This is a genomic window from Pantoea sp. Aalb (assembly GCF_009829985.1).
Classification (GTDB): Bacteria; Pseudomonadota; Gammaproteobacteria; order Enterobacterales; family Enterobacteriaceae; genus SZZU01.
On sequence record NZ_SZZU01000003.1, the window covers coordinates 109,788 to 133,450 of the forward strand.

Consider the following 23,663-nt stretch of genomic DNA (forward strand, 5'->3'; position numbering starts at 1 on the left):
TTATGTCGCAGCCAGTAAAAGTATTGCTGCTTTATGCCCATCCAGAATCACAAGATTCAATTGTTAATAAACTTTTATTAAATTCAGTCATGAAATTTCAACATGTTACAATACATGATTTATATGCTCATTATCCAGATTTTTTTATTAATATTTATCATGAACAACAACAATTACGTAATCATCAAATCATAGTATTCCAACATCCTCTTTACACTTATAGCTGTCCTTCATTATTAAAAGAATGGTTAGATAGAGTACTATCACGAGGATTTGCTAGTGGCGATGATAATGCACTAAAAGGTAAATATTGGCGTAGTATTATTACTACTGGTGAACCAGAAAATGCCTATGATCTTGATGGATTCAATAACTATCCTATGAAGGATATCCTGCGTCCTTTTGAACTAACTGCTAAAATGTGTCGTATGCGTTGGATAAATCCCATGGTAATTTATTGTGCACGCCGTCAAAAATCTAAAATTATAAATAACTTTATACGTATTTATTCTGAATGGTTAGCATCTCCGCTGTTAAAGGAAGATGAGTAATGGAAGGACAAACTTTATTTATAGTAGGTATTATATATTTACTTGCTGCTGTATTAATAGTTCCTCTTGTAGCTCGTATGGGAATAGGTCCTGTACTAGGTTATTTAATAGCTGGACTTGCAATTGGTCCTTGGGGAGTAGGTTTAATTAGTGATGTCGAAGATATTCTAAATTTTTCAGAACTTGGGGTTGTATTCCTAATGTTTATTATTGGATTGGAATTAAATCCAGCTAAATTGTGGACTTTAAAACGATCAATTTTCGGTATAGGTGCTGCACAATTGTTTATTTCAGCAATTATTCTATACATTCTAATACTTTGGATTACTGATTTTAATTGGAAAGCGGCAGTAGTTAGTGCTATTAGTTTAGCAATGTCATCTACTGCTATGGCCTTACAATTAATGCGAGATAAAGGAATAAATCGCAACGAAGTAGGTAAGATAGGGTTTTCAATATTATTATTTCAAGATCTATCCGTTATTCCACTGTTAGCATTATTACCATTATTAGCTGGTGATAATATCAGTAAATTAGATTGGCTGCCGGTGAGCATGAAAATACTAGCCTTTATTAGTGTGCTTTTTGGAGGGCACTATCTGCTTCGTCCAATTTTTCGTTTTATTGCAGCTGCTGGTGTACGAGAGGTTTTTACTGCCGCATCTTTACTTTTAGTTCTAGGAGCAGCTTTGTTAATGAATGAGTTAGGTTTATCAATGGCTCTAGGTACTTTTATAGCTGGTATCCTCTTAGCAGATAGTGAATATCGTCATGAACTTGAAGTTTCAATTGATCCATTTAAGGGTTTACTACTTGGATTATTTTTTATTTCTGTTGGTATGGCACTAAATTTAGGAGTTCTTTATATTTATTTGATTGAAATTTTGATATGTGTAGTTATCTTAGTTATAGTAAAAATTTTAGTTCTTTATATTTTAGGTAAAACTTATAAATTACGTAACTCCGAATGCTTACAGTTTTCTGGCATTCTAAGTCAAAGTGGTGAATTTGCTTTTGTACTTTTCTCAAGCTCTTCCTCAGAAAAACTTTTTTCTATTGATCAATTATCTATACTATTAGTAATAGTAACAATTTCAATGATGACTACTCCGTTATTAATGAAGATAGTCAATGTAATTCTTACACATCATTTTAATGAATTTGAAAAAGATACTGAAAAACCTTTTGTTAAAAATGATAATCCTCAAGTTATAGTAGTTGGTTTTGGAAGATTTGGTCAAATTGTTGGTCGTTTATTGATGGCCAATAACAAACTTATTACTGTATTAGAACGTAACATTTCTACAGTTAGTTTAATGCGTAAATATGGTTATAAAGTTTACTATGGCGATGCGACTGATTTAGAGTTATTACGTGCCGCTGGAGCATTAACAGCACAATCTATCGTTATTACTTGTAATGATCTTAAAGATTCTATGAATATTGTGCACATATGTCAAAAATACTTTCCACAGTTGGAAATTATGGCAAGAGCGCGTGGCCGAGTTGAAGCTCATGAGCTTTTGCAAGCTGGAGTATTGTTTTCACGTGAAACTTTCTATAGTGCATTAGAGTTAGGAAAAAAAACATTAGTTTCTCTTGGTATGCATCCTTATCAGGCACAACGTGCGCAATATCATTTTCGACGTTTAGATATGAGAATGCTGCGAGAATTAATGCCAAATCACAATGATAATACTCAAATTTTTCATCTACGTGAAGCCCGTCGAGAACTTGAGGATATTTTTCAGCGTGAAATGCAACACGAAAGACATCAAATTAATAGTTGGGATAATTAGTAAAAAATATATTTATTATATTATTTTATATTTTGAATAAAATGCTTAAAAAGCATTTTTATATAAATAAAATTTTCTATACACATAAATTTATGTTTATTACTTAATGGTAAATCTTTTATTTTAAATAAATATAAACATAATAAAAGTATGATGTTGTTCATCATTAGAAAGATTCTTTTCTTAATAAAATAAGAATTGGATATGATATAAATACTAATTATTTTATGTTCTTATTTAAGAAGTAATTGGTATTATATACTGAATTATTTTTCTTAATAGATTTCAAGTACAATTTAATAATTATATGTAATACTATATACTATATACTATAGTATAATTATAGTGCGTTAAATTAAATTTTGATTAGTTTTAATTAAATTACTATATATAATGAATTATTAAATTAATGTGATTAGTAAATCAATTACTATATAATTCTTGATTAAGGTAAATACAGAAAGTAATTTGTTATATTATGCAAAAATTGATACTTATAAAAATATATAATACAGTTTAATAGTAAATTATGACTTTTTATGTTGAAGATAATATATTTAATTAGTAGTATACTATACATGAATCAAATACTAATTTGACTAAAAAAATAGTTTTTCTATTGAAGATATTTCAGATTAATTACTTAATGATTGCACAGTACAAATTCTAATTTCAAAGAATTTTATTTGATTAACTAATGATATTGATATATTTAAATTATTTAAAATCTAGTATAAAGTATTTATTGTACAGGACATAATTACTAATGCGCTATACTTTACTAGTTACAGGATCAGCTTACGGTACACAAAATTCAAGTAGTGCGCTGTTATTTGCGCGAACATTATTGAAATTAGAACATAAACTAGAAAGTATTTTTTTTTATCGTGATGGTGTATTAAATGGAAATAGATTTATTTTTCCAGCTACTGATGAGGTTGATATAGTACGTGGATGGCAGCAGTTGTACGAAGAAAATGGAGTAATATTAAATATCTGTATAGCAGCAGCATTAAGACGTGGTGTGATTAATTCTCAAGAAGCATTACATTTAAATTTTAATGATAGCAATCTACAATTTGGATTTAAATTAACTGGATTAAGAACGTTAGCCAAAGCTATTCTTAACTGCGATCGGTTGGTACAATTTTAATGGAACGAGTAGCATTTTTATTCAACAAAGCACCACATGGAAGTAGTTCTGGTAAAGAAGGTTTAGATGCTGTATTAGCAATGAGTGCATTTAATAAAGAAATAGCTTTATTTTTTATTGGCGATGGGGTACTACAACTTAATTATAATCAACAACCAGAAGTTATTCTAGCACGTAATTATATTACTACCTTTAGCCTTCTTCCATTATGTGATGTAACCCAATATTTTATATGTAAAGAATCTTTACTTACACGTGGGCAGAAGTTAAATTTAGAACGTATTTTACCTACCACGATTTTGTATACATCTATGTTATATAAAAAACTTATAACTTATCATCATATTATTTCTTTTTAATTTGAGAATTTATTATGTTATATACATTGCTACATTCTCCTTGGCAATGCGACTTTGATAGCTTATTAATGCTCTTACAGAAAGAAGATAATTTGTTGTTATTGCAAGATGGTGTAATAGCTGCTTTAAAAAATAGTCAAATGTTATTAAAACTAATCGCTTCACCCGCTAATCTTTGGATATTAGAAGAGGATATCATAGCACGCGGCCTAACTAATGAAATTTCAACAAAGGTTAATTGGTTAGATTATATTGGTTTTGTAGAATTGACAGTAAAATATCAACCTCAAATAGCTTGGTAATAAATTAAATCAAAAAAAGAAAAGGTTATTTGTTGACACTGTGTTAGCACATCTTTAAGATTTTGATCTTTATCAAATATAAAATAATAAAATACTATTGTATTTTGTATGTTAGGAAGCAACAGTAATCTAGGAGCTATTGAATGGCAACAGTTAACCAGTTAGTGCGAAAACCAAGAGTACGTAAGGCAATAAAGAGTAATGTACCTGCATTAGAGTCTTGTCCTCAAAAGCGTGGTGTTTGTACTCGTGTATACACTACTACTCCTAAAAAACCGAATTCAGCACTTCGTAAAGTTTGTCGTGTTCGTTTGACAAATGGTTTTGAAGTTACTTCATACATTGGTGGTGAAGGTCATAATCTTCAAGAACATTCTGTAATTCTAATTCGTGGCGGACGTGTTAAAGACTTGCCGGGTGTACGTTACCATACTGTTCGTGGTGCTCTAGACTGTTCAGGTGTAAAGGAACGTAAACAATCTCGTTCTAAATATGGTGTGAAAAAACCACAAGTTTAACCTTGAAGTTAATTTTCCGCTAAGCCTATAAGCAAAGACATATATTTTAATTTAATTTACAATATTAAATTAATAACAGAATAATATACAAAATAATATATGGAGTATTTCATGCCTCGTCGTCGCGTTATTGCTCAGCGTAAAATTTTACCTGATCCTAAATTTAGATCAGAATTATTAACTAAATTTATAAATATTTTAATGATAAGTGGAAAAAAATCTATTGCTGAATCAATTGTTTATTCTGCTCTTGAAAGCTTATCTCAACGTTCGGGTAAAAGTGAACTTGAAGCTTTTGAACTAGCACTAGAAAATGTACGTCCTACTGTAGAAGTTAAATCACGTCGCGTTGGTGGTTCTACTTACCAAGTACCAATTGAAGTACGTCCTGTTCGTCGTAATGCCTTAGCAATGCGTTGGATTGTAGAAACTGCTCGTAAACGTAGTGATAAATCTATGGCATTAAGATTGGCAAATGAACTTGCCGATGCTGTAGCAAATAAAGGTACTGCAGTTAAGAAACGTGAAGATGTTCATCGTATGGCAGAAGCTAATAAAGCATTTGCACATTACCGTTGGTAATATACTACTTATCTACTGCGTTTAACTAGACTAAATATATAAGAAATTAATTATTAGTTAAGGATATATCATCCTTAAACGTCTAAAAAAACGAGGAATAGAATGGCTCGTACAACACCTATTTCACGCTACCGTAATATCGGTATAAGTGCACATATTGATGCTGGTAAAACTACTACAACTGAGCGTATCTTGTTTTATACAGGTGTTAACCATAAAATTGGTGAAGTACATGATGGTGCAGCAACTATGGATTGGATGGCACAGGAACAAGAGCGTGGAATTACAATTACTTCTGCAGCTACCACTACTTTTTGGTCAGGAATGGCTAATCAGTTTGAATCTCATCGAATCAATATTATAGATACTCCTGGACATGTTGATTTTACCATCGAAGTAGAACGTTCTATGCGAGTACTTGACGGTGCAGTAATGGTCTACTGTGCTGTAGGTGGCGTACAACCCCAATCTGAAACTGTATGGCGTCAAGCTAATAAATATAAAGTTCCACGTATTGCTTTTATTAATAAAATGGATCGTATGGGAGCAAACTTTTTAAAAGTTATAGATCAAATTAAAGAACGTCTTTATACGAATCCCATTCCATTACAATTGCCTATTGGTGCTGAGGATAATTTCATTGGTATTATTGATTTAATTAAAATGAAAGCTATTCGTTGGAATGAAAAAGATTCAGGTGTTACCTTCATGTATGAAGATATCCCTATACATATGTTAAAATTAGCAGAAAATTGGCGTCAAAAGTTAATTGAATGTGCAGCAGAAACATCTGAAGAACTAATGGAAAAATATTTAATTACTGACAATTTAACTGAAAAAGAAATTAAATCGGCATTACGTCAACGTGTATTGAATAATGAAATTATATTAGTTACTTGTGGTTCTGCTTTTAAAAATAAAGGAGTTCAATCAATGCTAGATGCAGTTATTGAATATTTACCATCACCAATTGATATTTCTGCGATTACTGGAATTACGAATGATGGTCAAGATATCGCTGCTAAACGTCATGCAACTGATAACGAACCTTTTTCTGCTTTGGCATTTAAAATTGCTAATGATCCATTTGTCGGTAACTTAACATTTTTTCGAGTGTATTCTGGCGTAGTAAATTCAGGTGATATAGTACTAAATTCAGCAAAAGATTCACGTGAACGCTTTGGTCGTATTGTTCAAATGCATGCCAACAAACGTGAAGAAATTAATGAAGTACGTGCAGGTGATATTGCCGCAGCCATTGGTTTAAAAGATGTAATTACTGGTGATACTTTGTGTGATCCAAATAGTCCAATTGTTTTAGAACGAATGGAATTTCCTGAACCAGTAATATCTATAGCTGTTGAACCAAAAACTAAAGCTGATCAAGAAAAAATGGGATTAGCTTTAAATCGTTTAGCTAAAGAAGATCCGTCATTTCGTGTATGGACAGATTATGAATCTAATCAAACAATTATTGCTGGTATGGGAGAACTACATCTTGATATTATAGTTGATCGTATGAAGCGTGAGTTTAACGTTGAAGCAAATGTTGGAAAACCACAAGTTGCTTATCGCGAAGCAATTCGTTCTAAAGTTACAGATATTGAAGGTAAATATATTAAGCAATCTGGTGGGCGTGGACAATATGGTCATGTTGTAATTGATATGTACCCATTAGAGCCAGGTTCAAATCCTAATGGTTATGAATTTATTAATGATATTAAAGGTGGTGTGATTCCTGGAGAATATGTCCCTGTTGTTGATAAAGGCATACAGGAACAGTTAAAATCAGGTCCGTTAGCTGGTTATCCAGTAGTGGATTTAGGAGTACGTTTGCACTTTGGTTCTTATCATGACGTTGACTCTTCTGAGCTAGCGTTTAAACTAGCAGCTTCTATCGCCTTTAAAAATGGCTTTAAAAAAGCACATCCGGTTTTACTGGAACCTATTATGAAGGTTGAAGTAGAGACTCCGGAAGAGAATACCGGTGATGTCATCGGTGACCTGAGTCGTCGTCGCGGTATGCTCAAAGGTCAGGAATCTAACACTACAGGTGTTCAAATACATGCTGAAGTTCCTTTATCTGAAATGTTTGGATATGCAACTCAATTGCGTTCTTTGACTAAAGGTCGTGCTTCTTATTCTATGGAATTTTTGAAGTACGATGATGCACCGCACAACGTTGCTCAGGCCATTATTGAAGCTCGTGGCAAATAAAGCTACGCTTATAAAATTATTAACTAATGCTTTTAAGTAATAAAAAAGCATAATGTAAGGATTACCGCCATGGCTAAAGAGCAATTCCAACGTAATAAACTGCATGTAAATGTGGGTACTATTGGTCATGTTGACCACGGTAAAACTACTTTAACTGCTGCTATTACTACAGTACTAGCTAAAATTTACGGAGGTCAACCTTGTGCATTTGATCAAATCGATAATGCACCAGAAGAAAAAGCACGTGGTATAACTATTAATACTTCTCATGTGGAATACGAAACTCCTATTAGGCATTATGCACACGTTGACTGTCCTGGTCATGCTGATTATATAAAAAATATGATTACTGGTGCTGCACAAATGGATGGAGCAATTTTAGTTGTTGCAGCTACTGATGGTCCAATGCCACAAACTCGTGAGCATATTTTATTAGGTCGTCAAGTTGGTGTGCCGTATATTATCGTTTTTCTTAATAAATGTGATATGGTTGATGATGAAGAGCTACTTGAGCTTGTTGAAATGGAAGTTCGTGATTTACTATCACAATATGACTTTCCAGGTGATGATACTCCTATAGTTCGTGGTTCTGCGTTAAAAGCACTAGAAGGCGATCCTGAATGGGAAGCTAAAATTACTGAGTTAGCCAATTATTTAGATACTTACATTCCAGATCCAATCCGAACAATCGATAAGCCTTTTTTATTACCAATTGAAGATGTATTTTCAATATCTGGACGTGGTACCGTTGTAACTGGTCGTGTAGAGAATGGAGTAGTTAAAGTAGGAGATGAAGTTGAAATTGTAGGAATTAAACCAACTATTAAATCTACTTGTACAGGAGTAGAAATGTTTCGTAAACTTCTTGATCAGGGACAAGCAGGAGAAAACTGTGGAGTTTTACTCCGTGGTATTAAGCGAGAAGATATTCAACGTGGTCAAGTATTAGCTAAGCCTGGTTCCATTAAACCTCATACTAAGTTTATATCAGAAGTATATGTTTTAACCAAAGAAGAAGGTGGTCGTCATACCCCATTTTTTAAAGGGTATCGTCCACAATTTTATTTCCGTACAACTGATGTAACTGGTAATATTGAGTTACCAGCAGGGATTGAAATGGTTATGCCTGGTGATAATGTTAAAATTACTGTTGAATTAATTCATCCAATTGCTATGGATGCAGGATTACGTTTTGCAATTCGTGAAGGTGGACGTACTGTTGGAGCCGGCATTGTTGCTGAAGTTATAGCTTAATGATAGTATATTATAAATTTTCTAATGAGAATTTTAAGTATAATAAAAAAGGAGCATTTAGGTGCTCTTTTTTTATTTGATTTAACTTAAATATTAATGAAATGTTTATTTATATGGATATGATGCAAAGTATGTTATAGTAAATTATATAAAAAAAATAATATTTAACATATTGATAATAATATGTTAATAATATTAAATTAATTAGTAATTAGTAATATAATATCAAATATTTGAAATAATATTAAATATAATGTATTTTGTTCTAAGGAAAATTAGAAGTTTTATAAATAAAGAATATTAAACAAGAATTATATATTTTCTTATGATTATATTAAGAATTTTAGTATATTACTTTTAAAATTCACTAGTACTTTTTTAATTTAATTATTTATAAATAATACTGACTATTATTAGTTAATTTACTATTATATAATTAATATTATTTTATAATGATAAAATTTATTTTTTTACTAAACACAAGTATTAGATAAGCATTTCTTGTAAAATTTAATAAATATTTATATTATAAAATTATATATATTGATTAATATGTTTATCAATTTTTTTAATATAGGATTTATTGCATTTACTAGATTTAAAGTAATTTTTATTAAGTTTATAATAAATAAAATATCATACGCTTGAAGTAGAATTAAAATTTCTAAATTAGTGTTTTTATTTAAAGGTTAGTATTATAGTTGAAAATCATCTTACTTTTCTTCCTGAAAAAATTGAAGTATAATGCATTAGCTTTATTGTAGCATAATTTATTACAATCGAAAGATGTAGGATAAATTGAATTATATATAACCTAACATAACTCTCCTTTGGGAATTATATTTATATGTTGAACAACTACACCATATCTTAATTAAGTGTAGTGTTTTTTCTTTTCATAAAACGTTTGGAGCTCTGATCCATGCAGAATCAAAGGATCCGTATCCGTCTTAAAGCGTTTGATCATCGCTTGATAGATCAATCAACCGCAGAGATCGTGGAGACTGCCAAGCGCACTGGTGCGCAAGTTCGTGGTCCGATCCCATTACCGACTCGTAAAGAGCATTTTACTGTTTTGATTTCTCCGCATGTTAATAAAGATGCACGTGATCAATATGAAATACGTACTCATAAGCGTTTAGTAGACATCGTTGATCCAACTGAAAAAACCGTTGATGCTCTGATGCGTTTAGATCTAGCTGCAGGTGTAGATGTACAGATTAGTCTAGATTAATCTGCTCGTCGAGCTATTGAGAGGTTGAAACAATGATTGGTGTAGTCGGTAAAAAAATAGGAATGACTCGTATCTTCACAGAAGATGGTATTTCTATTCCAGTTACAGTAATAGAGGTTGAATCCAACCGAATTACTCAAATAAAAAAAGTAGATAAAGATGGTTATGCGGCTATTCAAGTGACTACAGGTAATAAAAAGGTAAGTCATATAAGTAAACCAGAAGCAGGACACTATGCGAAAGCTGCTGTTCAAGCTGGTCGTGGTTTATGGGAATTTCGTATTAAAAATACTACTAAGAAGTTTACTGTAGGTGAAAATATTAGTGTTGAGATCTTTTCTACTTTGAAGAAAGTAGATGTAACTAGTATATCTAAAGGTAAAGGTTTTGCAGGAACGGTTAAACGCTGGAATTTTCGTACTCAAGATGTGACACATGGAAATTCTTTATCTCATCGTGTTCCTGGTTCTATTGGTCAAAATCAGACACCAGGAAAGGTATTTAAAGGTAAAAAAATGGCTGGTCATATGGGTAAAGAACGTGTAACTGTACAGAACTTAGAAATAATACGCATTAATACTGATCGTAGTTTGTTATTAGTAAAAGGTGCCGTACCAGGTGCAAATGGTAGTGATGTAATTGTAAAACCAGCTATAAAAGCTATAAGGTAATAGCAATGGAACTAGTACTAAAAGACGCGCAAAGCACGTTAAATGTTTCCGAAAATGTTTTTGGTTGTGTTTTTAATGAAGCTTTAGTTCACCAAGTTGTTATTGCTTATGCTGCAGGTATGCGACAAGGTACTCGCGCGCAAAAAAATCGTGCTGAAGTTACTGGTTCTGGTCGTAAGCCATGGCGTCAAAAAGGTACTGGACGAGCACGTTCAGGCTCTATTAAGAGCCCTATTTGGCGTTCAGGTAGTGTTACATTTGCTGCACGACCGCAAGACCACAGACAAAAAGTGAATAAGAAAATGTATCGTGGTGCGTTGAAAAGTATTTTATCTGAATTAGTACGGCAACAACGTTTAATTGTTGTACATTCATTATGTATAGAAGCACCTAAAACAAAGTTATTAGTAGAAAAATTAAAAAGTATGGAATTAGACAAAGTAATGATTATTACTAATAAAATAGATAAAAATTTATTTTTGGCTACACGTAATCTTTATAAAGTTGCTTTGTGTGATGTATCTAGAATTGATCCAATTAGCTTGATTAAATTTGATAAAGTTATTATGACGACTGATGCCGTCAAGCAAATTGAGGATATGTTTTTATGAATAAGGAAGAACGTTTACTTAAAATACTATGTGCACCACATGTATCTGAAAAATCTTCTAGTACAATGGAGAAAAATAATAGTATTGTTTTTAAAGTTTTAAAAAATGCGACTAAAAAAGAGATTTTAGCTGCTGTAAAAAAATTATTTGAAGTAGAGGTTAAAGAGGTAAATACGCTCATTGTTAAAGGTAAAATAAAACGCCACAAACGGTATTTTACTCGTTCTAGTGACTGGAAAAAAGCTTATGTTACCCTAAAAAAAGGACAGCATCTGGATTTTATTAATAGTGCTGAATAAGTTACAGGAGAAAAATGATGGCAATTATTAAATGTAAACCTACATCTCCCGGTCGTCGTCACTTAATTAAGGTAGTTAATTTTGAATTAAATAAAGGCAAACCTTTTGCTCCTCTATTACAAAAAAAAAGCAAATCCGGTGGCCGCAATAATCATGGGCATATTACTACTAGACATATTGGCGGAGGACATAAGCAATCTTATCGTCTTATTGATTTTAAACGTACTAAAGATGATATACCAGCAATCATTGAACGTTTTGAATACGATCCTAATCGTTCTGCAAATATTGCATTAATTTTATATAAAGACGGAGAACGTCGTTATATTCTTGCTCCTAAAAATTTAAAAGTTGGTGATCAGATTCAATCTGGTAGTAATGCAGCTATTAAAGTAGGCAATACTTTACCAATGCGTAATATTCCAGTAGGTTCTACTGTACACAATGTAGAAATGAAACCAGGTAAAGGCGGTCAAATTGCAAGATCTGCTGGTTCTTATATACAGATTGTAGCGCGTGAAGGTGCTTATGTTACAGTTCGATTACGTTCGGGAGAAATGCGTAAAGTTGAAGCTAATTGCCGTGCAACTTTGGGTGAAGTAGGTAATTCTGAACATATGTTACGTGTTTTAGGTAAAGCTGGTGCAAGCCGATGGCGTGGTATTCGTCCTACTGTGCGTGGTACTGCTATGAATCCAGTTGATCATCCTCATGGTGGTGGAGAAGGTCGTAACTTTGGTAAGCATCCAGTAACTCCATGGGGTATTCAAACTAAAGGTAAAAAAACACGTAGTAATAAACGTACTGATAAGTTTATTCTACGTCGCTATAGTAAGTAAATTAAGTAATAATACAGAGGGTAAGTTATGCCACGTTCTCTCAAAAAAGGGCCTTTTATTGATTTACATTTACTTAAGAAAGTAGAGAAAGCAGTCAAAAACGGGGATAAGAAACCTCTACGTACTTGGTCTCGTCGTTCGACTATTTTTCCTAATATGATTGGTTTGACTATTGCTGTGCATAACGGACGTCAGCACATTCCTGTTTTTGTATCTGATGAAATGGTTGGACATAAATTAGGTGAATTTTCACCTACACGTACTTATCGCGGTCATACTGCTGATAAGAAAACTAAAAAAAAATAATTTAAAATAAGTATAGAGAAAGAGATGGAAACTATTGCCCGACATTGCCACGCACCTTCTTCTGCTCAAAAGGTGCGTCTTGTTGCCAATTTGATTCGCGGTAAAAGAGTATCTCAGGCTCTAGATATTCTGACATATACTAATAAAAAAGCGACTATAATAGTTAAAAAAGTATTAGAATCTGCCATTGCGAATGCTGAACACAATAATGGTATTGATATAGACGAACTAAAAATTACGAGAATTTTTATTGATGAAGGTCCGACCGTAAAACGCGTTATGCCACGTGCAAAAGGGCGTGCTGATAGTATCTTAAAACGTACTAGCCATATTACTGTGGTTGTATCTAATTAATAAGATACTTATAGGAGACTATAATGGGTCAAAAAGTGCATCCGAACGGTATTCGTTTAGGTATTGTAAAACCATGGAATTCAACTTGGTTTGCAAATACTAAAGAATTTGCTGCTAATTTAGATAGTGATTTTAAAGTACGTCAATTTTTAAGTAAAAAATTAATTAAAGCATTTATATCTCGTATAGTTATTGAACGTCCAGCTAAAAGTATTCGTGTAACCATTCATACTGCTCGTCCTGGTATTGTTATTGGTAAAAAAGGCGAAGATGTTGAAAAAATGCGTACAGTAATAGCTAGCATAGCTGGTGTGCCTGCACAGATTAATATTGCTGAAGTTCGTAAACCGGAACTAGATGCTAAACTAGTAGCTGATAGTATCGCTTCACAATTAGAACGACGAGTAATGTTTCGTCGTGCTATGAAACGAGCTGTACAGAATGCTATCCGTCTTGGTGCTAAAGGAATTAAAGTTGAAGTAAGTGGACGTTTAGGAGGTGCTGAAATTGCACGTAGTGAATGGTATCGTGAAGGTCGTGTACCATTACATACATTACGTGCTGATGTTGATTATAATATTTCTGAAGCACATACGACTTATGGTGTAATTGGTGTCAAAGTATGGATCTTTAAAGGTGAGATTTTAGGTGGTATGACTGTGATTGAACAACCAGAATTGGCTACGCAACCTAAAAAGCAACAACGTAAAAACCGTAAGTAAAAAGTAAAACCAAGGAGAGTACTTGATGTTACAACCAAAACGTACAAAATTTCGAAAAATGCATAAAGGTCGCAATCGTGGTTTTGCTCGAGGAACGGATGTTAGCTTCGGTACTTTTGGCCTTAAGGCTACGGATCGTGGTCGTATAAGTGCTCGTCAGATAGAAGCAGCACGTCGTGCTATGACTCGTGCAGTTAAGCGTCAAGGTAAGATTTGGATCCGTATATTTCCAGATAAACCAATTACTGAAAAACCTCTAGAAGTACGTATGGGAAAAGGTAAGGGTAATGTCGAATACTGGGTTGCCTTAATTCAGCCTGGTAAGGTGTTATATGAAATGGATGGTGTTCCTGAAGAAGAGGCTCGTCAAGCATTTAAGTTAGCAGCTGCAAAACTACCTATCAAAACTACATTTGTAACTAAAGTGGTAATGTAAATGAAAGTATCTGAGCTGCGTAAAAAAAATATTGAAGAATTAAAAATAGAATTAATTAACTTGTTGCGTGAACAATTTAATTTACGTATGCAGGTAGTATCTGGTAAAGCACAAACGAGTCACTTGTTAAATAAAGTTCGTCATAACATCGCACGTATTAAAACTTTATTAACAGAAAAAAGCAGAAGGCGTAAATAAATGGTAGATAAAATTCGAACTCTGCAAGGCCGTGTTATTAGTAATAAGATGCAAAAATCTAGTGTCGTCGCTATCGAGCGATTTGTGAAACACCCAGTTTATGGTAAGTTTATTAAGCGTACGACTAAACTATATATTCATGACGAAAAGAATGAATGTTGTATTGGTGATTTAGTAGAAATACGTGAAACTCGTCCGATATCTAAAACTAAATCTTGGACTTTAGTTCGCATTGTAGAGAAAACAATCTTGTAATATACTATAGATCATATGCTGTATAAAACAAGTTAAAAAAACTTTCATTTTTTACTTATTTATATTGAATAGTGTTATAATATTCCGCTTTTAAGGATAAATTTAATAATTTAGAGTTATATGTTATAAATCAATACTCATTAGTGGAGCATCAAAATGATCCAAGAACAGACAATGTTGAATGTTGCTGATAACTCCGGTGCACGTAGTGTAATGTGTATTAAGGTTCTTGGTGGCTCTCATCGTCGATATGCAAACATTGGAGATATTATTAAAATAACAATTAAAGAAGCTATTCCTCGTGGTAAAGTAAAAAAAGGTGATGTGTTAAAGGCTGTAATAGTGCGTACTAAGAAAGGTGTACGTCGCCCTGATGGTTCTGTTATTCGCTTTGATGTTAATGCATGTGTTATTTTAAATAATAATAACGAGCTACCTATAGGGACACGTATTTTTGGTCCTGTAACTCGTGAGCTGCGTACTGAGAAATTTATGAAGATTATATCTTTGGCACCAGAAGTACTTTAAGGAGTGAACAATGGCAACAAAAATACGTCGTAACGACGAAGTTATCGTTCTAACTGGCAAAGATAAAGGTAAACGAGGTAAGATAAAAAATGTTTTATCTTCAGGTAAGGTTATTGTTGAAGGTATTAATTTAGTTAAAAAACATCAGAAACCTCTTCCGGCATTAAATAAACCTGGAGGTATCGTTAAAATAGAAGCTGCCATTCAGATTTCTAACGTTGCGATCTTTAATGCAGTAACTAGTAAGGCTGATCGTGTAGGTTTTAGATTTGAATATGGTAAAAAAATCCGTTTCTTTAAGTCTAATAACGAAACTATTAAGTAATTTGGAGTAGTGCGATGGCGAAACTGCATGATTACTACAAAAACGAAGTAGTCCAGAAACTCATGACAAAGTTGGGCTATAATTCTGTCATGCAAGTCCCTCGGGTCGAGAAGATTACCCTGAATATGGGTGTTGGTGAAGCGATCTCTGACAAGAAACTGCTAGATAATGCGGTATTTGACCTAGCAGCAATCTCCGGTCAAAAACCGTTGATCACTAAAGCACGCAAATCAGTTGCAGGCTTCAAAATCCGTCAGGGCTATCCGATCGGTTGTAAAGTAACTTTGCGTGGCGAACGTATGTGGGAATTTTTTGAACGTCTAATTACTATTGCAATCCCTCGTATCAGAGATTTTCGTGGTTTTTCTGCTAAATCTTTTGATGGATATGGTAATTATAGTATAGGTGTTCGTGAGCAAATTATTTTTCCAGAAATCGATTACGACAAAATTGATCTCGTTCGTGGTTTGGATATTACCATTACCACTACTGCGAAATCTGATAATGAAGGCCGTGCTTTACTTACTGCTTTTAACTTTCCTTTTCGTAAGTAAGGTAGGGTTACTTAATGGCTAAGCAATCTATGAAAGCACGCGAAGTTAAGCGTGTAAAATTAGCAGATAAGTTCTGTACAAAACGCGATGAACTGAAGTCAATTATTTCTAATGTGAATGCATCCGATAAAGATCGTTGGGATGCTATTCTCAAGCTACAGAGTCTACCACGTGATTCCAGTCCTTCACGTCAGCGTAATCGTTGTCGACAGACAGGTCGTCCTCATGGTTTTCTGAGGAAGTTTGGGTTGAGTCGTATGAAGGTCCGTGAAGCTGCAATGCGTGGTGAGATTCCGGGTCTTAAAAAGGCTAGTTGGTAATTATCACCATGTGAGTTACGGGAGTAACACAGATGAGTATGCAAGATCCGATCGCGGATATGTTAACACGTATCCGTAACGGTCAGGCCGCAAATAAAGTTGTGGTCTCTATGCCTTCTTCGAAATTAAAAGTGGCAATTGCCAATGTATTAAAGGAAGAAGGCTACATTCAAAATTTTAAAATTGCAGGTGAAATTAAACCTGCATTAGAACTGACTCTTAAATATTTTCAAGGTAAAGCTGTTGTAGAAAGTATTCAGCGTGTTAGTCGTCCAGGTTTACGCATTTATAAGAAGAAAGATAAATTACCTAAAGTTATGGCTGGTTTAGGTATCGCAGTAGTTTCTACTTCTAAAGGTGTTATGACTGATCGCGCAGCGCGACGAGCTGGTCTTGGTGGAGAAATTATCTGTTACGTAGCTTAATCGGAGGATAAAATGTCTCGTGTTGCAAAAGCACCTGTCGTTATTCCTACCGGTGTAGAGATAAAAATTATAGGTCAAGAAATTTTAGTAAAAGGAAAAAACGGAGTACTCAATCGTATTATTAATCATGCTGTAAACGTTCAGCATATAGATAATATATTAACTTTTAAGCCACATAATGGTTTTGTAAATGGTTGGGCTCAAGCAGGTACTGCTCGTGCTCTTTTAAATAATATGATTATAGGTGTTACCGACGGATTTACTAAAAAATTACAGTTAGTTGGTGTGGGTTATCGTGCAAGTATTATAGGTAATTCTATTAGTTTATCTATTGGATTTTCTCATGTTATTAATCATATATTACCAATTGGTATTATTGCTGAGTGTCCAACTCAGACAGAAATTATATTAAAAGGCGCTGATAAACAGCTTGTCGGTCAAGTAGCAGCTGATCTACGAGCTTATCGTCGTCCTGAACCTTATAAAGGAAAAGGTATTCGTTACGCAGATGAAATCGTGCGTCTTAAAGAAGCTAAAAAAAAGTAAGGTAACGATATATATGTATAAAAAGTCTGCTCGTATTAGACGTGCGAGTCGTACACGTTGTAAGCTTAAAGAGCTCAATGTTACTCGTCTAGTAGTACATCGTACCCCGCGTCATATTTACGCACAGGTAATTGCTCCTAATAGTTTTAATGTTTTGGTTGCTGCTTCTACGGTAGAGCGATCTATTGCTACACAACTAAAATATACTGGTAATAAAATTGCTGCTATAGCTGTCGGTAAAACTTTAGCTCAACGCGCTATCGAAAAAGGAATTAAAGATGTTTCTTTTGACCGTTCCGGGTTTCAATATCATGGTCGCGTTAAAGCACTAGCAGATGCTGCTCGTAAAGCAGGTCTTCAGTTTTAATTTAAAGGTGTTAAAATGGCACACATTGATAAACAATCTGGCGAATTACAGGAAAAACTTATCGCAGTAAATCGTGTTTCTAAAACTGTAAAAGGTGGTCGTATTTTCTCTTTTACTGCACTTACTGTAGTAGGTGACGGAAAAGGTTGTGTTGGTTTTGGTTATGGTAAAGCGCGTGAAGTACCTGCAGCTATTCAAAAAGCAATGGAAAAGGCTCGTCGTAATATAATTAATGTCGTATTAGCCCAAGGTACATTACAACATCCTGTTAAAGGGTCACATACAGGTTCTCGTGTATTTATGCAACCAGCTTCTGAAGGTACTGGTATTATCGCTGGTGGTGCAATGCGTGCTGTATTAGAAGTTGCTGGAGTTCATAACGTTTTAGCTAAGGCATATGGATCTACCAATCCTATAAATGTAGTTCGCGCTACTATCGATGGTTTAGGAAACATGAAATCTCCAGAAATGGTTGCTGCTAAACGTGGTAAATCTATCAAAGAAATTTTAGAGTAATAAAAAAGATGACTACTAATACAATTAAAATTACTCAAGTACGTAGTTCAATTGGTCGTTTACCTAATCATAAAGCCACTTTGGTTGGTTTGGGTTTATATCGTATTGGACATACCGTTGAGCGAGAAGATACTCCAATGATACGTGGCATGATAAATACCATTTCATATATGTTAAAAGTAGAAAGTAAAACAGGATAGGAGTAAGTGTAATATGCGTTTAAACACTTTAGCTCCAGCTGCTGGAGCTAAACATGCTTCTAAGCGATTAGCTCGTGGTATAGGTTCTGGTCTTGGTAAAACTGGTGGACGTGGTCATAAGGGTCAAAAATCTCGTTCTGGAAGTGGTATATATCGTGGTTTTGAAGGTGGTCAGATGCCTTTATATCGTCGTTTGCCAAAATTTGGGTTTACCTCGCGTAAATCATTATTTACTACAGAAATACGTTTATCTGATTTGATGAAAATCAAAGATAATAGTAAAGTTAAAGATAATAGTATAGTTGATATTAAAGCATTAAAACTAACTAATATTATCAATAACCACATTAAATTTGTAAAAGTTATTTTATCCGGTAAAATATCTATACCAATAACTATTCACGGGTTACGAGTAACCAAAGGGGCACGTTCTGCAATTGAAGCCGTTGGTGGTAATATTAAGGAATATTAGTAGATGGCAAAACAACCAGGTTTAGATTTTCAAAGCGCCAAAGGTGGCTCTTATGAACTAAAGCGTAGGTTATTATTTGTAATTTGTACTCTTATTGCATTCCGTATTGGTTCTTTTATTCCTATTCCCGGTATAAATGCCATTATTTTAGCTAAACTACTTGATCAACAACGTGGTACTATTATTGAAATGTTTAATATGTTCTCCGGTGGTGCTCTTAGTCGTGCGTCAATTTTTGCATTAGGAATTATGCCATATATTTCTGCCTCTATTATTATACAACTACTAACCGTAGTGCATCCAACATTAGTGGAAATTAAAAAAGAGGGAGAATCTGGTAGTCGTAAAATTAATCAATATACTCGTTATTGTACTTTAGGTTTAGCTATATTCCAATCTATAGGTATTGCTACTGCTTTACCAAATATGCCTGGAATGCAGAGTTTAGTTATAAATCCAGGTTTTACTTTTTATTTTACTGCTGTTATAAGTTTAGTTACAGGAACTATATTACTTATGTGGTTAGGAGAACAAATTACTGAAAGAGGCATAGGTAATGGTGTATCTATTATTATATTTACAGGTATTGTTGCAGGTCTTCCTCCAGCTATTGGTCATACTATAGAACAAGCTCGTCAAGGTGACTTACACTTTATTTTATTATTATTAATATTATTTTTTATATTTGCAGTAACTTTTTTTGTTATCTTTGTAGAGCGTGGTCAACGCCGTATTGTAGTGAATTATGCTAAACGTCAACAGGGTCGTCGTATATATTCTGCACAAAGTACACATTTACCATTAAAAGTGAATATGGCTGGTGTAATTCCAGCAATTTTTGCTTCTAGTGTTATTTTATTTCCAGCAACAATAGCATCTTGGTTTGGAGGTAGTACAGGTTGGAATTGGTTAACAACAATTTCCATGTATTTACAACCAGGGCAACCTCTTTATGTATTACTTTATGCTACTGCAATTGTATTTTTTTGTTTTTTTTATACAGCATTAGTCTTTAATCCAAGAGAAACAGCAGATAATCTTAAGAAATCTGGTGCATTTGTTCCAGGAGTTCGCCCAGGAGAGCAAACAGCTAAATATATTGATAAAGTAATGACTCGTTTAACTTTAATAGGTGCAGCCTATATTACTTTTATTTGTCTTATTCCAGAATTTATGCGTAATTCTATGAAAGTTCCTTTTTATTTTGGCGGTACTTCGTTGTTAATCGTTGTAGTAGTTATTATGGACTTTATGTCTCAAGCTCAAACTTTAATGATGTGCAGTCAATATGAATCTGCGTTAAAAAAAGCTAATCTAAAAGGTTATAACGGTTAATATCAGATTTAAAAATACGGAGACTAAAATGAAAGTAAGAGCTTCTGTTAAAATTTTATGTCGAAATTGCAAAATTATACGTCGTAATAATATTGTGCGTGTAATTTGTAAAATTGAACCTAAACATAAACAGCGTCAAGGATAAAATTTTATATTTTTATGAAATTATTTTTATTGGCTAGATAATTTTTTATATATTATGTTAATGCGTTCCCATTGAAATATTCTTAGAAATTATTTTTCAGTATACGTATTTATTTTATAGGATTAGGATATAGGAGAGTGCATAATGGCCCGTATAGCAGGCATTAACATTTCTGATCAAAAACATGCCGTTATCGCATTAACCTCAATATTCGGTATCGGTAAAACCCGTTCTAAAGCTATTTGCACTAAAGTAGGAATTGCGCAAAATGTTAAGGTGAGTGAACTATCAGAAATGCAACTCGATCATCTACGTGAATCTATTAACCAATTCGTTGTTGAAGGTGATTTGCGTCGTGAAATAACTTTAAATATCAAACGTTTAATGGATCTTGGTTGTTACCGTGGCTTACGTCATCGGCGTAGTTTACCAGTTCGAGGTCAACGTACTAAGACAAATGCACGTAGCCGTAAAGGACCTCGAAAACCACTTAAAAAATAGTTAGGATACTTAAATAATGGTAAAAGCACCTATTCGTACACGTAAGCGCGTAAAAAAACAAATATTAGATGGCATAGCTCACGTTTATTCTTCTTTTAATAATACTATTGTTACCATTACTGATCGGCAAGGTAATGCTTTAGGTTGGGCAACAGCTGGAGGTTCTGGTTTTCGTGGTTCACGTAAAGCTACACCATTTGCTGCTCAAGTAGCTGCAGAGCGATGTGCAGAATCTGTAAAAGATTACGGTATTAAAAATTTAGAGGTTATGGTTAAGGGTCCTGGTCCGGGGCGTGAATCTACTATTCGTGCTTTAAATGCTGCTGGTTTTCGCATTACTAACATTACCGATGTGACTCCGATTCCTCACAACGGTTGTCGTCCTCCGAAAAGACGTCGTGTATAACGTTCGTTTTTAATAGGAATAGGAGAAAAGAAATGGCAAGATATTTGGGGCCTAAACTTAAGCTAAGCCGTCGTGAGGGTACTGATTTATTTTTAAAGTCTGGTGTTCGTGCAATTGATTCTAAATGTAAAATTGATCAAGCACCTGGACAGTATTTTTCTCGTAAACCACGGTTATCTGATTATGGTGGTCAATTACGTGAAAAGCAAAAAGTTCGTCGTATTTATGGTGTACTAGAACGCCAATTTCGTAATTATTATAAAGAAGCTGCGCGTTTAAAAGGTAATACCGGTAAAAATCTATTAGTTCTACTAGAAAGTCGTTTGGATAATGTAGTATACCGTATGGGTTTTGGTGCTACTCGTGCGGAAGCACGTCAGTTAGTAAGTCATAAATCTATTTTGGTTAACAATTGTGTTGTTAACATTGCTTCTTATCAAGTATTTCCAAATAATATTATAAGCATCTGTGAAAAAGCTAAGAAGCAAGCTCGTGTTAAAGCTGCTTTGGAACTAGCTGAACAGAGAGAAAAGCCAACTTGGCTAGACGTTGATGTATCTAAGATGGAAGGTATGTTTCATAGAGCTCCTGAACGTTCCGACCTTTCTGCGGACATTAATGAACACCTGATCGTCGAGTTGTACTCTAAGTAAAGATTTAGCATTAAAGAGAGGACACAATGCAGGGGTCTGTAACAGAGTTTCTAAAACCTCGCCTGGTAGATATCGAACAAGTAACTTCGACGCATGCCAAGGTAACCCTTGAACCATTAGAGCGTGGCTTTGGTCATACTCTTGGTAATGCACTGCGCCGTATTCTCCTTTCTTCGATGCCAGGTTGTGCAGTTACTGAAGTTGAAATTGATGGTGTATTACATGAATACTCTACTAAAGAAGGTATACAAGAAGATATTTTAGAAATTCTTCTTAACTTAAAAGGGTTAGCAATTAAAATTCAAGGTAAAGATGAAGCTATGCTTACTCTGAGTAAATCTGGTATTGGCACAGTAACTGCAGCTGATATTACTCATGGTAATGATGTTGAAATTGTTAAGTTAGAACATGTTATATGTCATCTGACCGATGCGAATGCATCTATTAGTATGCGTATTAAAGTACAACGTGGTCGTGGGTATGTACCTGCTTCTGCTAGAATTAATTTGCAAGAAGATGAACGTCCAATTGGCCGTCTGTTACTTGACGCTTGTCATAGTCCAGTGGATCGTATTGCTTATAATGTTGAAGCTGCACGTGTAGAGCAGCGTACTGATCTTGACAAATTAATTATCGAAGTGGAAACAAATGGTACAATTGATCCAGAAGAAGCCATACGTCGTGCAGCTACTATTTTAGCCGAACAATTGGAAGCTTTTATTGATTTGCGTGATATATGTCAACCAGAAGTAAAAGAAGAAAAACCAGAGTTTGATCCAATTCTTTTACGTCCTGTTGATGATTTAGAATTAACTGTCCGTTCTGCTAATTGTCTTAAAGCAGAAGCTATCCATTATATTGGTGATCTGGTACAACGTACTGAAGTTGAGCTTCTTAAAACACCTAATTTAGGTAAAAAATCTCTTACTGAAATTAAAGATGTTCTTGCTTCACGTAGTTTATCTCTTGGTATGCGTCTAGAAAACTGGCCACCTGCAAGTATTATCGATGAATAAATGGATATAAAGCTAATTTTTACAATATATTTAAAAGGATAGGGCCATCATGCGCCATCGTAAAAGTGGTCGTAAACTAAACCGTAACAGTAGTCATCGTCAGGCTATGTTTCGCAATATGGCTGGTTCTTTAATTCGTTATGAACTTATTAAAACTACTTTGCCAAAAGCTAAAGAATTACGCCGTGTAGTAGAACCAATGATTAACCTTGCTAAGGTCGATAGCGTAGCTCATCGTAGGTTAATATTTTCTCGTATTCGTAATAATGAATTAGTAGCAAAATTATTTAATGAGTTATCTCCTCGTTTATCTCAACGTGCTGGTGGGTATACTCGTATTCTAAAATGTGGTTTTCGTACTGGTGATAAAGCTCCAATGGCATATATTGAGTTTATTGATCGTCTAAAATATCAGGTAAAAAACCAATAGAATAAATTAGATAACACTTAATATATTTATAAATACCTTTTTATATTTAAATATTTAAAAAATATAAAACTTTTTATAATATTTAGTATAATATATTCATATAGCATATGAAAATGAAATATTCAAGAATATATATCTATTCTTAAATTTATGTAACTTATTTTAGTAATTAAATTATTAAATTAATTAACTATATTATAAGGATAAATCATTCGATATTATAAATATAATAATATATGGTATTTATTTTTAAGAATGGTTTAT

Annotated in this window: 37 protein-coding genes; all 37 read left to right on the forward strand. The window is 33.7% G+C overall.

Translation table 11 applies throughout. The annotated features are described in order from the left end of the window. Positions 1–2 precede the first annotated feature (2 nt). The 37 genes from kefG to rplQ all read left to right on the forward strand — a co-directional run bounded on the left by kefG (position 3) and on the right by rplQ (position 23,399). Entirely contained in the window at positions 3–551 is a 549-nt protein-coding gene (kefG, locus tag FD728_RS03910; RefSeq protein ID WP_159935115.1) for a glutathione-regulated potassium-efflux system ancillary protein KefG, read from the forward strand. Next, entirely contained in the window at positions 551–2,350 is a 1,800-nt protein-coding gene (gene kefB, locus FD728_RS03915; RefSeq protein WP_159935019.1) for a glutathione-regulated potassium-efflux system protein KefB, read from the forward strand. Before kefG ends, kefB begins: the two co-directional genes overlap by 1 nt. 766 nt (positions 2,351–3,116) lie before the next feature. Next, positions 3,117–3,503, forward strand: a complete 387-nt coding sequence (gene tusD, locus FD728_RS03920) for a sulfurtransferase complex subunit TusD (protein ID WP_159935021.1) — start codon at positions 3,117–3,119, stop codon at positions 3,501–3,503. Further along, on the forward strand, positions 3,503–3,862 hold the full coding sequence (tusC, locus tag FD728_RS03925) for a sulfurtransferase complex subunit TusC (RefSeq protein WP_159935023.1): 360 nt from the start codon (positions 3,503–3,505) through the stop codon (positions 3,860–3,862). The genes tusD and tusC overlap by 1 nt, the downstream gene beginning before the upstream one ends. A gap of 14 nt (positions 3,863–3,876) precedes the next feature. Further along, positions 3,877–4,164, forward strand: a complete 288-nt coding sequence (tusB, locus tag FD728_RS03930) for a sulfurtransferase complex subunit TusB (protein ID WP_159935025.1) — start codon at positions 3,877–3,879, stop codon at positions 4,162–4,164. Between the two features lie 143 nt (positions 4,165–4,307). After that, complete coding sequence (gene rpsL / locus FD728_RS03935) at positions 4,308–4,682, forward strand: 30S ribosomal protein S12 (protein WP_159935027.1); 375 nt, start codon at positions 4,308–4,310, stop codon at positions 4,680–4,682. 111 nt (positions 4,683–4,793) lie between these two features. Beyond that, complete coding sequence (rpsG, locus tag FD728_RS03940) at positions 4,794–5,264, forward strand: 30S ribosomal protein S7 (RefSeq protein WP_159935029.1); 471 nt, start codon at positions 4,794–4,796, stop codon at positions 5,262–5,264. Between the two features lie 102 nt (positions 5,265–5,366). Continuing rightward, a complete protein-coding gene (gene fusA, locus FD728_RS03945; RefSeq protein WP_159935031.1) occupies positions 5,367–7,481 on the forward strand; it encodes an elongation factor G in 2,115 nt (704 codons plus the stop codon). A gap of 69 nt (positions 7,482–7,550) precedes the next feature. Next, complete coding sequence (tuf, locus tag FD728_RS03950) at positions 7,551–8,735, forward strand: elongation factor Tu (RefSeq protein WP_159935033.1); 1,185 nt, start codon at positions 7,551–7,553, stop codon at positions 8,733–8,735. Between the two features lie 922 nt (positions 8,736–9,657). Continuing rightward, on the forward strand, positions 9,658–9,969 hold the full coding sequence (rpsJ, locus tag FD728_RS03955) for a 30S ribosomal protein S10 (RefSeq protein ID WP_159935035.1): 312 nt from the start codon (positions 9,658–9,660) through the stop codon (positions 9,967–9,969). Between the two features lie 32 nt (positions 9,970–10,001). After that, entirely contained in the window at positions 10,002–10,640 is a 639-nt protein-coding gene (gene rplC / locus FD728_RS03960) for a 50S ribosomal protein L3 (RefSeq protein WP_159935037.1), read from the forward strand. A 5-nt stretch (positions 10,641–10,645) separates the two neighbouring features. Beyond that, a complete protein-coding gene (gene rplD, locus FD728_RS03965) occupies positions 10,646–11,251 on the forward strand; it encodes a 50S ribosomal protein L4 (protein WP_159935039.1) in 606 nt (201 codons plus the stop codon). Further along, entirely contained in the window at positions 11,248–11,550 is a 303-nt protein-coding gene (rplW, locus tag FD728_RS03970) for a 50S ribosomal protein L23 (protein WP_159935041.1), read from the forward strand. Before rplD ends, rplW begins: the two co-directional genes overlap by 4 nt. A 17-nt stretch (positions 11,551–11,567) precedes the next feature. Further along, a complete protein-coding gene (rplB, locus tag FD728_RS03975) occupies positions 11,568–12,389 on the forward strand; it encodes a 50S ribosomal protein L2 (RefSeq protein ID WP_159935043.1) in 822 nt (273 codons plus the stop codon). A 27-nt stretch (positions 12,390–12,416) separates the two neighbouring features. Continuing rightward, complete coding sequence (gene rpsS, locus FD728_RS03980; protein WP_159935045.1) at positions 12,417–12,695, forward strand: 30S ribosomal protein S19; 279 nt, start codon at positions 12,417–12,419, stop codon at positions 12,693–12,695. A gap of 24 nt (positions 12,696–12,719) precedes the next feature. Continuing rightward, entirely contained in the window at positions 12,720–13,049 is a 330-nt protein-coding gene (gene rplV, locus FD728_RS03985; RefSeq protein ID WP_159935047.1) for a 50S ribosomal protein L22, read from the forward strand. Between the two features lie 23 nt (positions 13,050–13,072). Next, entirely contained in the window at positions 13,073–13,771 is a 699-nt protein-coding gene (rpsC, locus tag FD728_RS03990; RefSeq protein WP_159935049.1) for a 30S ribosomal protein S3, read from the forward strand. 25 nt (positions 13,772–13,796) lie between these two features. Beyond that, positions 13,797–14,207, forward strand: coding sequence for a 50S ribosomal protein L16 (rplP, locus tag FD728_RS03995; RefSeq protein WP_159935051.1), 411 nt, complete (start codon positions 13,797–13,799; stop codon positions 14,205–14,207). Further along, positions 14,208–14,405 (forward strand): 50S ribosomal protein L29, encoded by a 198-nt coding sequence (gene rpmC, locus FD728_RS04000; RefSeq protein ID WP_159935053.1) that lies wholly within the window; start codon positions 14,208–14,210, stop codon positions 14,403–14,405. Further along, positions 14,406–14,660, forward strand: a complete 255-nt coding sequence (rpsQ, locus tag FD728_RS04005) for a 30S ribosomal protein S17 (RefSeq protein WP_159935055.1) — start codon at positions 14,406–14,408, stop codon at positions 14,658–14,660. A gap of 156 nt (positions 14,661–14,816) precedes the next feature. Continuing rightward, the gene (gene rplN, locus FD728_RS04010; protein WP_159935057.1) at positions 14,817–15,188 is read left to right on the forward strand and encodes a 50S ribosomal protein L14; all 372 of its coding nucleotides are present in this window, start codon (positions 14,817–14,819) and stop codon (positions 15,186–15,188) included. Positions 15,189–15,198: 10 nt separating this feature from the next. Next, positions 15,199–15,513, forward strand: a complete 315-nt coding sequence (gene rplX, locus FD728_RS04015) for a 50S ribosomal protein L24 (RefSeq protein WP_159935059.1) — start codon at positions 15,199–15,201, stop codon at positions 15,511–15,513. A gap of 14 nt (positions 15,514–15,527) precedes the next feature. After that, positions 15,528–16,067 carry a 50S ribosomal protein L5 gene (rplE, locus tag FD728_RS04020; protein WP_159935061.1) on the forward strand — a complete coding sequence of 180 codons (540 nt, stop codon included), beginning with the start codon at positions 15,528–15,530 and terminating at the stop codon, positions 16,065–16,067. A gap of 14 nt (positions 16,068–16,081) precedes the next feature. Next, positions 16,082–16,387 (forward strand): 30S ribosomal protein S14, encoded by a 306-nt coding sequence (gene rpsN, locus FD728_RS04025; RefSeq protein WP_159935063.1) that lies wholly within the window; start codon positions 16,082–16,084, stop codon positions 16,385–16,387. A 32-nt stretch (positions 16,388–16,419) separates the two neighbouring features. Next, entirely contained in the window at positions 16,420–16,812 is a 393-nt protein-coding gene (gene rpsH, locus FD728_RS04030; protein WP_159935065.1) for a 30S ribosomal protein S8, read from the forward strand. 12 nt (positions 16,813–16,824) lie between these two features. After that, a complete protein-coding gene (rplF, locus tag FD728_RS04035; RefSeq protein WP_159935067.1) occupies positions 16,825–17,358 on the forward strand; it encodes a 50S ribosomal protein L6 in 534 nt (177 codons plus the stop codon). Positions 17,359–17,371: 13 nt separating this feature from the next. Next, on the forward strand, positions 17,372–17,725 hold the full coding sequence (rplR, locus tag FD728_RS04040) for a 50S ribosomal protein L18 (RefSeq protein WP_159935069.1): 354 nt from the start codon (positions 17,372–17,374) through the stop codon (positions 17,723–17,725). Positions 17,726–17,740: 15 nt separating this feature from the next. Beyond that, a complete protein-coding gene (gene rpsE, locus FD728_RS04045; protein ID WP_159935071.1) occupies positions 17,741–18,241 on the forward strand; it encodes a 30S ribosomal protein S5 in 501 nt (166 codons plus the stop codon). An 8-nt stretch (positions 18,242–18,249) separates the two neighbouring features. After that, a complete protein-coding gene (gene rpmD / locus FD728_RS04050; RefSeq protein ID WP_159935073.1) occupies positions 18,250–18,441 on the forward strand; it encodes a 50S ribosomal protein L30 in 192 nt (63 codons plus the stop codon). Between the two features lie 13 nt (positions 18,442–18,454). Beyond that, entirely contained in the window at positions 18,455–18,913 is a 459-nt protein-coding gene (rplO, locus tag FD728_RS04055) for a 50S ribosomal protein L15 (RefSeq protein WP_159935075.1), read from the forward strand. A 3-nt stretch (positions 18,914–18,916) separates the two neighbouring features. Then, a complete protein-coding gene (gene secY, locus FD728_RS04060; RefSeq protein WP_159935077.1) occupies positions 18,917–20,248 on the forward strand; it encodes a preprotein translocase subunit SecY in 1,332 nt (443 codons plus the stop codon). A gap of 28 nt (positions 20,249–20,276) precedes the next feature. Beyond that, positions 20,277–20,393, forward strand: a complete 117-nt coding sequence (gene rpmJ / locus FD728_RS04065) for a 50S ribosomal protein L36 (RefSeq protein WP_159935079.1) — start codon at positions 20,277–20,279, stop codon at positions 20,391–20,393. A 144-nt stretch (positions 20,394–20,537) separates the two neighbouring features. Next, positions 20,538–20,894 carry a 30S ribosomal protein S13 gene (gene rpsM / locus FD728_RS04070; protein ID WP_159935081.1) on the forward strand — a complete coding sequence of 119 codons (357 nt, stop codon included), beginning with the start codon at positions 20,538–20,540 and terminating at the stop codon, positions 20,892–20,894. Between the two features lie 16 nt (positions 20,895–20,910). Next, entirely contained in the window at positions 20,911–21,300 is a 390-nt protein-coding gene (gene rpsK, locus FD728_RS04075) for a 30S ribosomal protein S11 (protein WP_159935083.1), read from the forward strand. A gap of 32 nt (positions 21,301–21,332) precedes the next feature. Beyond that, the gene (gene rpsD, locus FD728_RS04080; RefSeq protein WP_159935085.1) at positions 21,333–21,953 is read left to right on the forward strand and encodes a 30S ribosomal protein S4; all 621 of its coding nucleotides are present in this window, start codon (positions 21,333–21,335) and stop codon (positions 21,951–21,953) included. 26 nt (positions 21,954–21,979) lie between these two features. After that, positions 21,980–22,969, forward strand: coding sequence for a DNA-directed RNA polymerase subunit alpha (gene rpoA / locus FD728_RS04085; protein WP_159935087.1), 990 nt, complete (start codon positions 21,980–21,982; stop codon positions 22,967–22,969). 49 nt (positions 22,970–23,018) lie between these two features. Continuing rightward, positions 23,019–23,399, forward strand: coding sequence for a 50S ribosomal protein L17 (rplQ, locus tag FD728_RS04090; protein ID WP_159935089.1), 381 nt, complete (start codon positions 23,019–23,021; stop codon positions 23,397–23,399). The last annotated feature ends 264 nt before the right edge of the window (positions 23,400–23,663 follow it).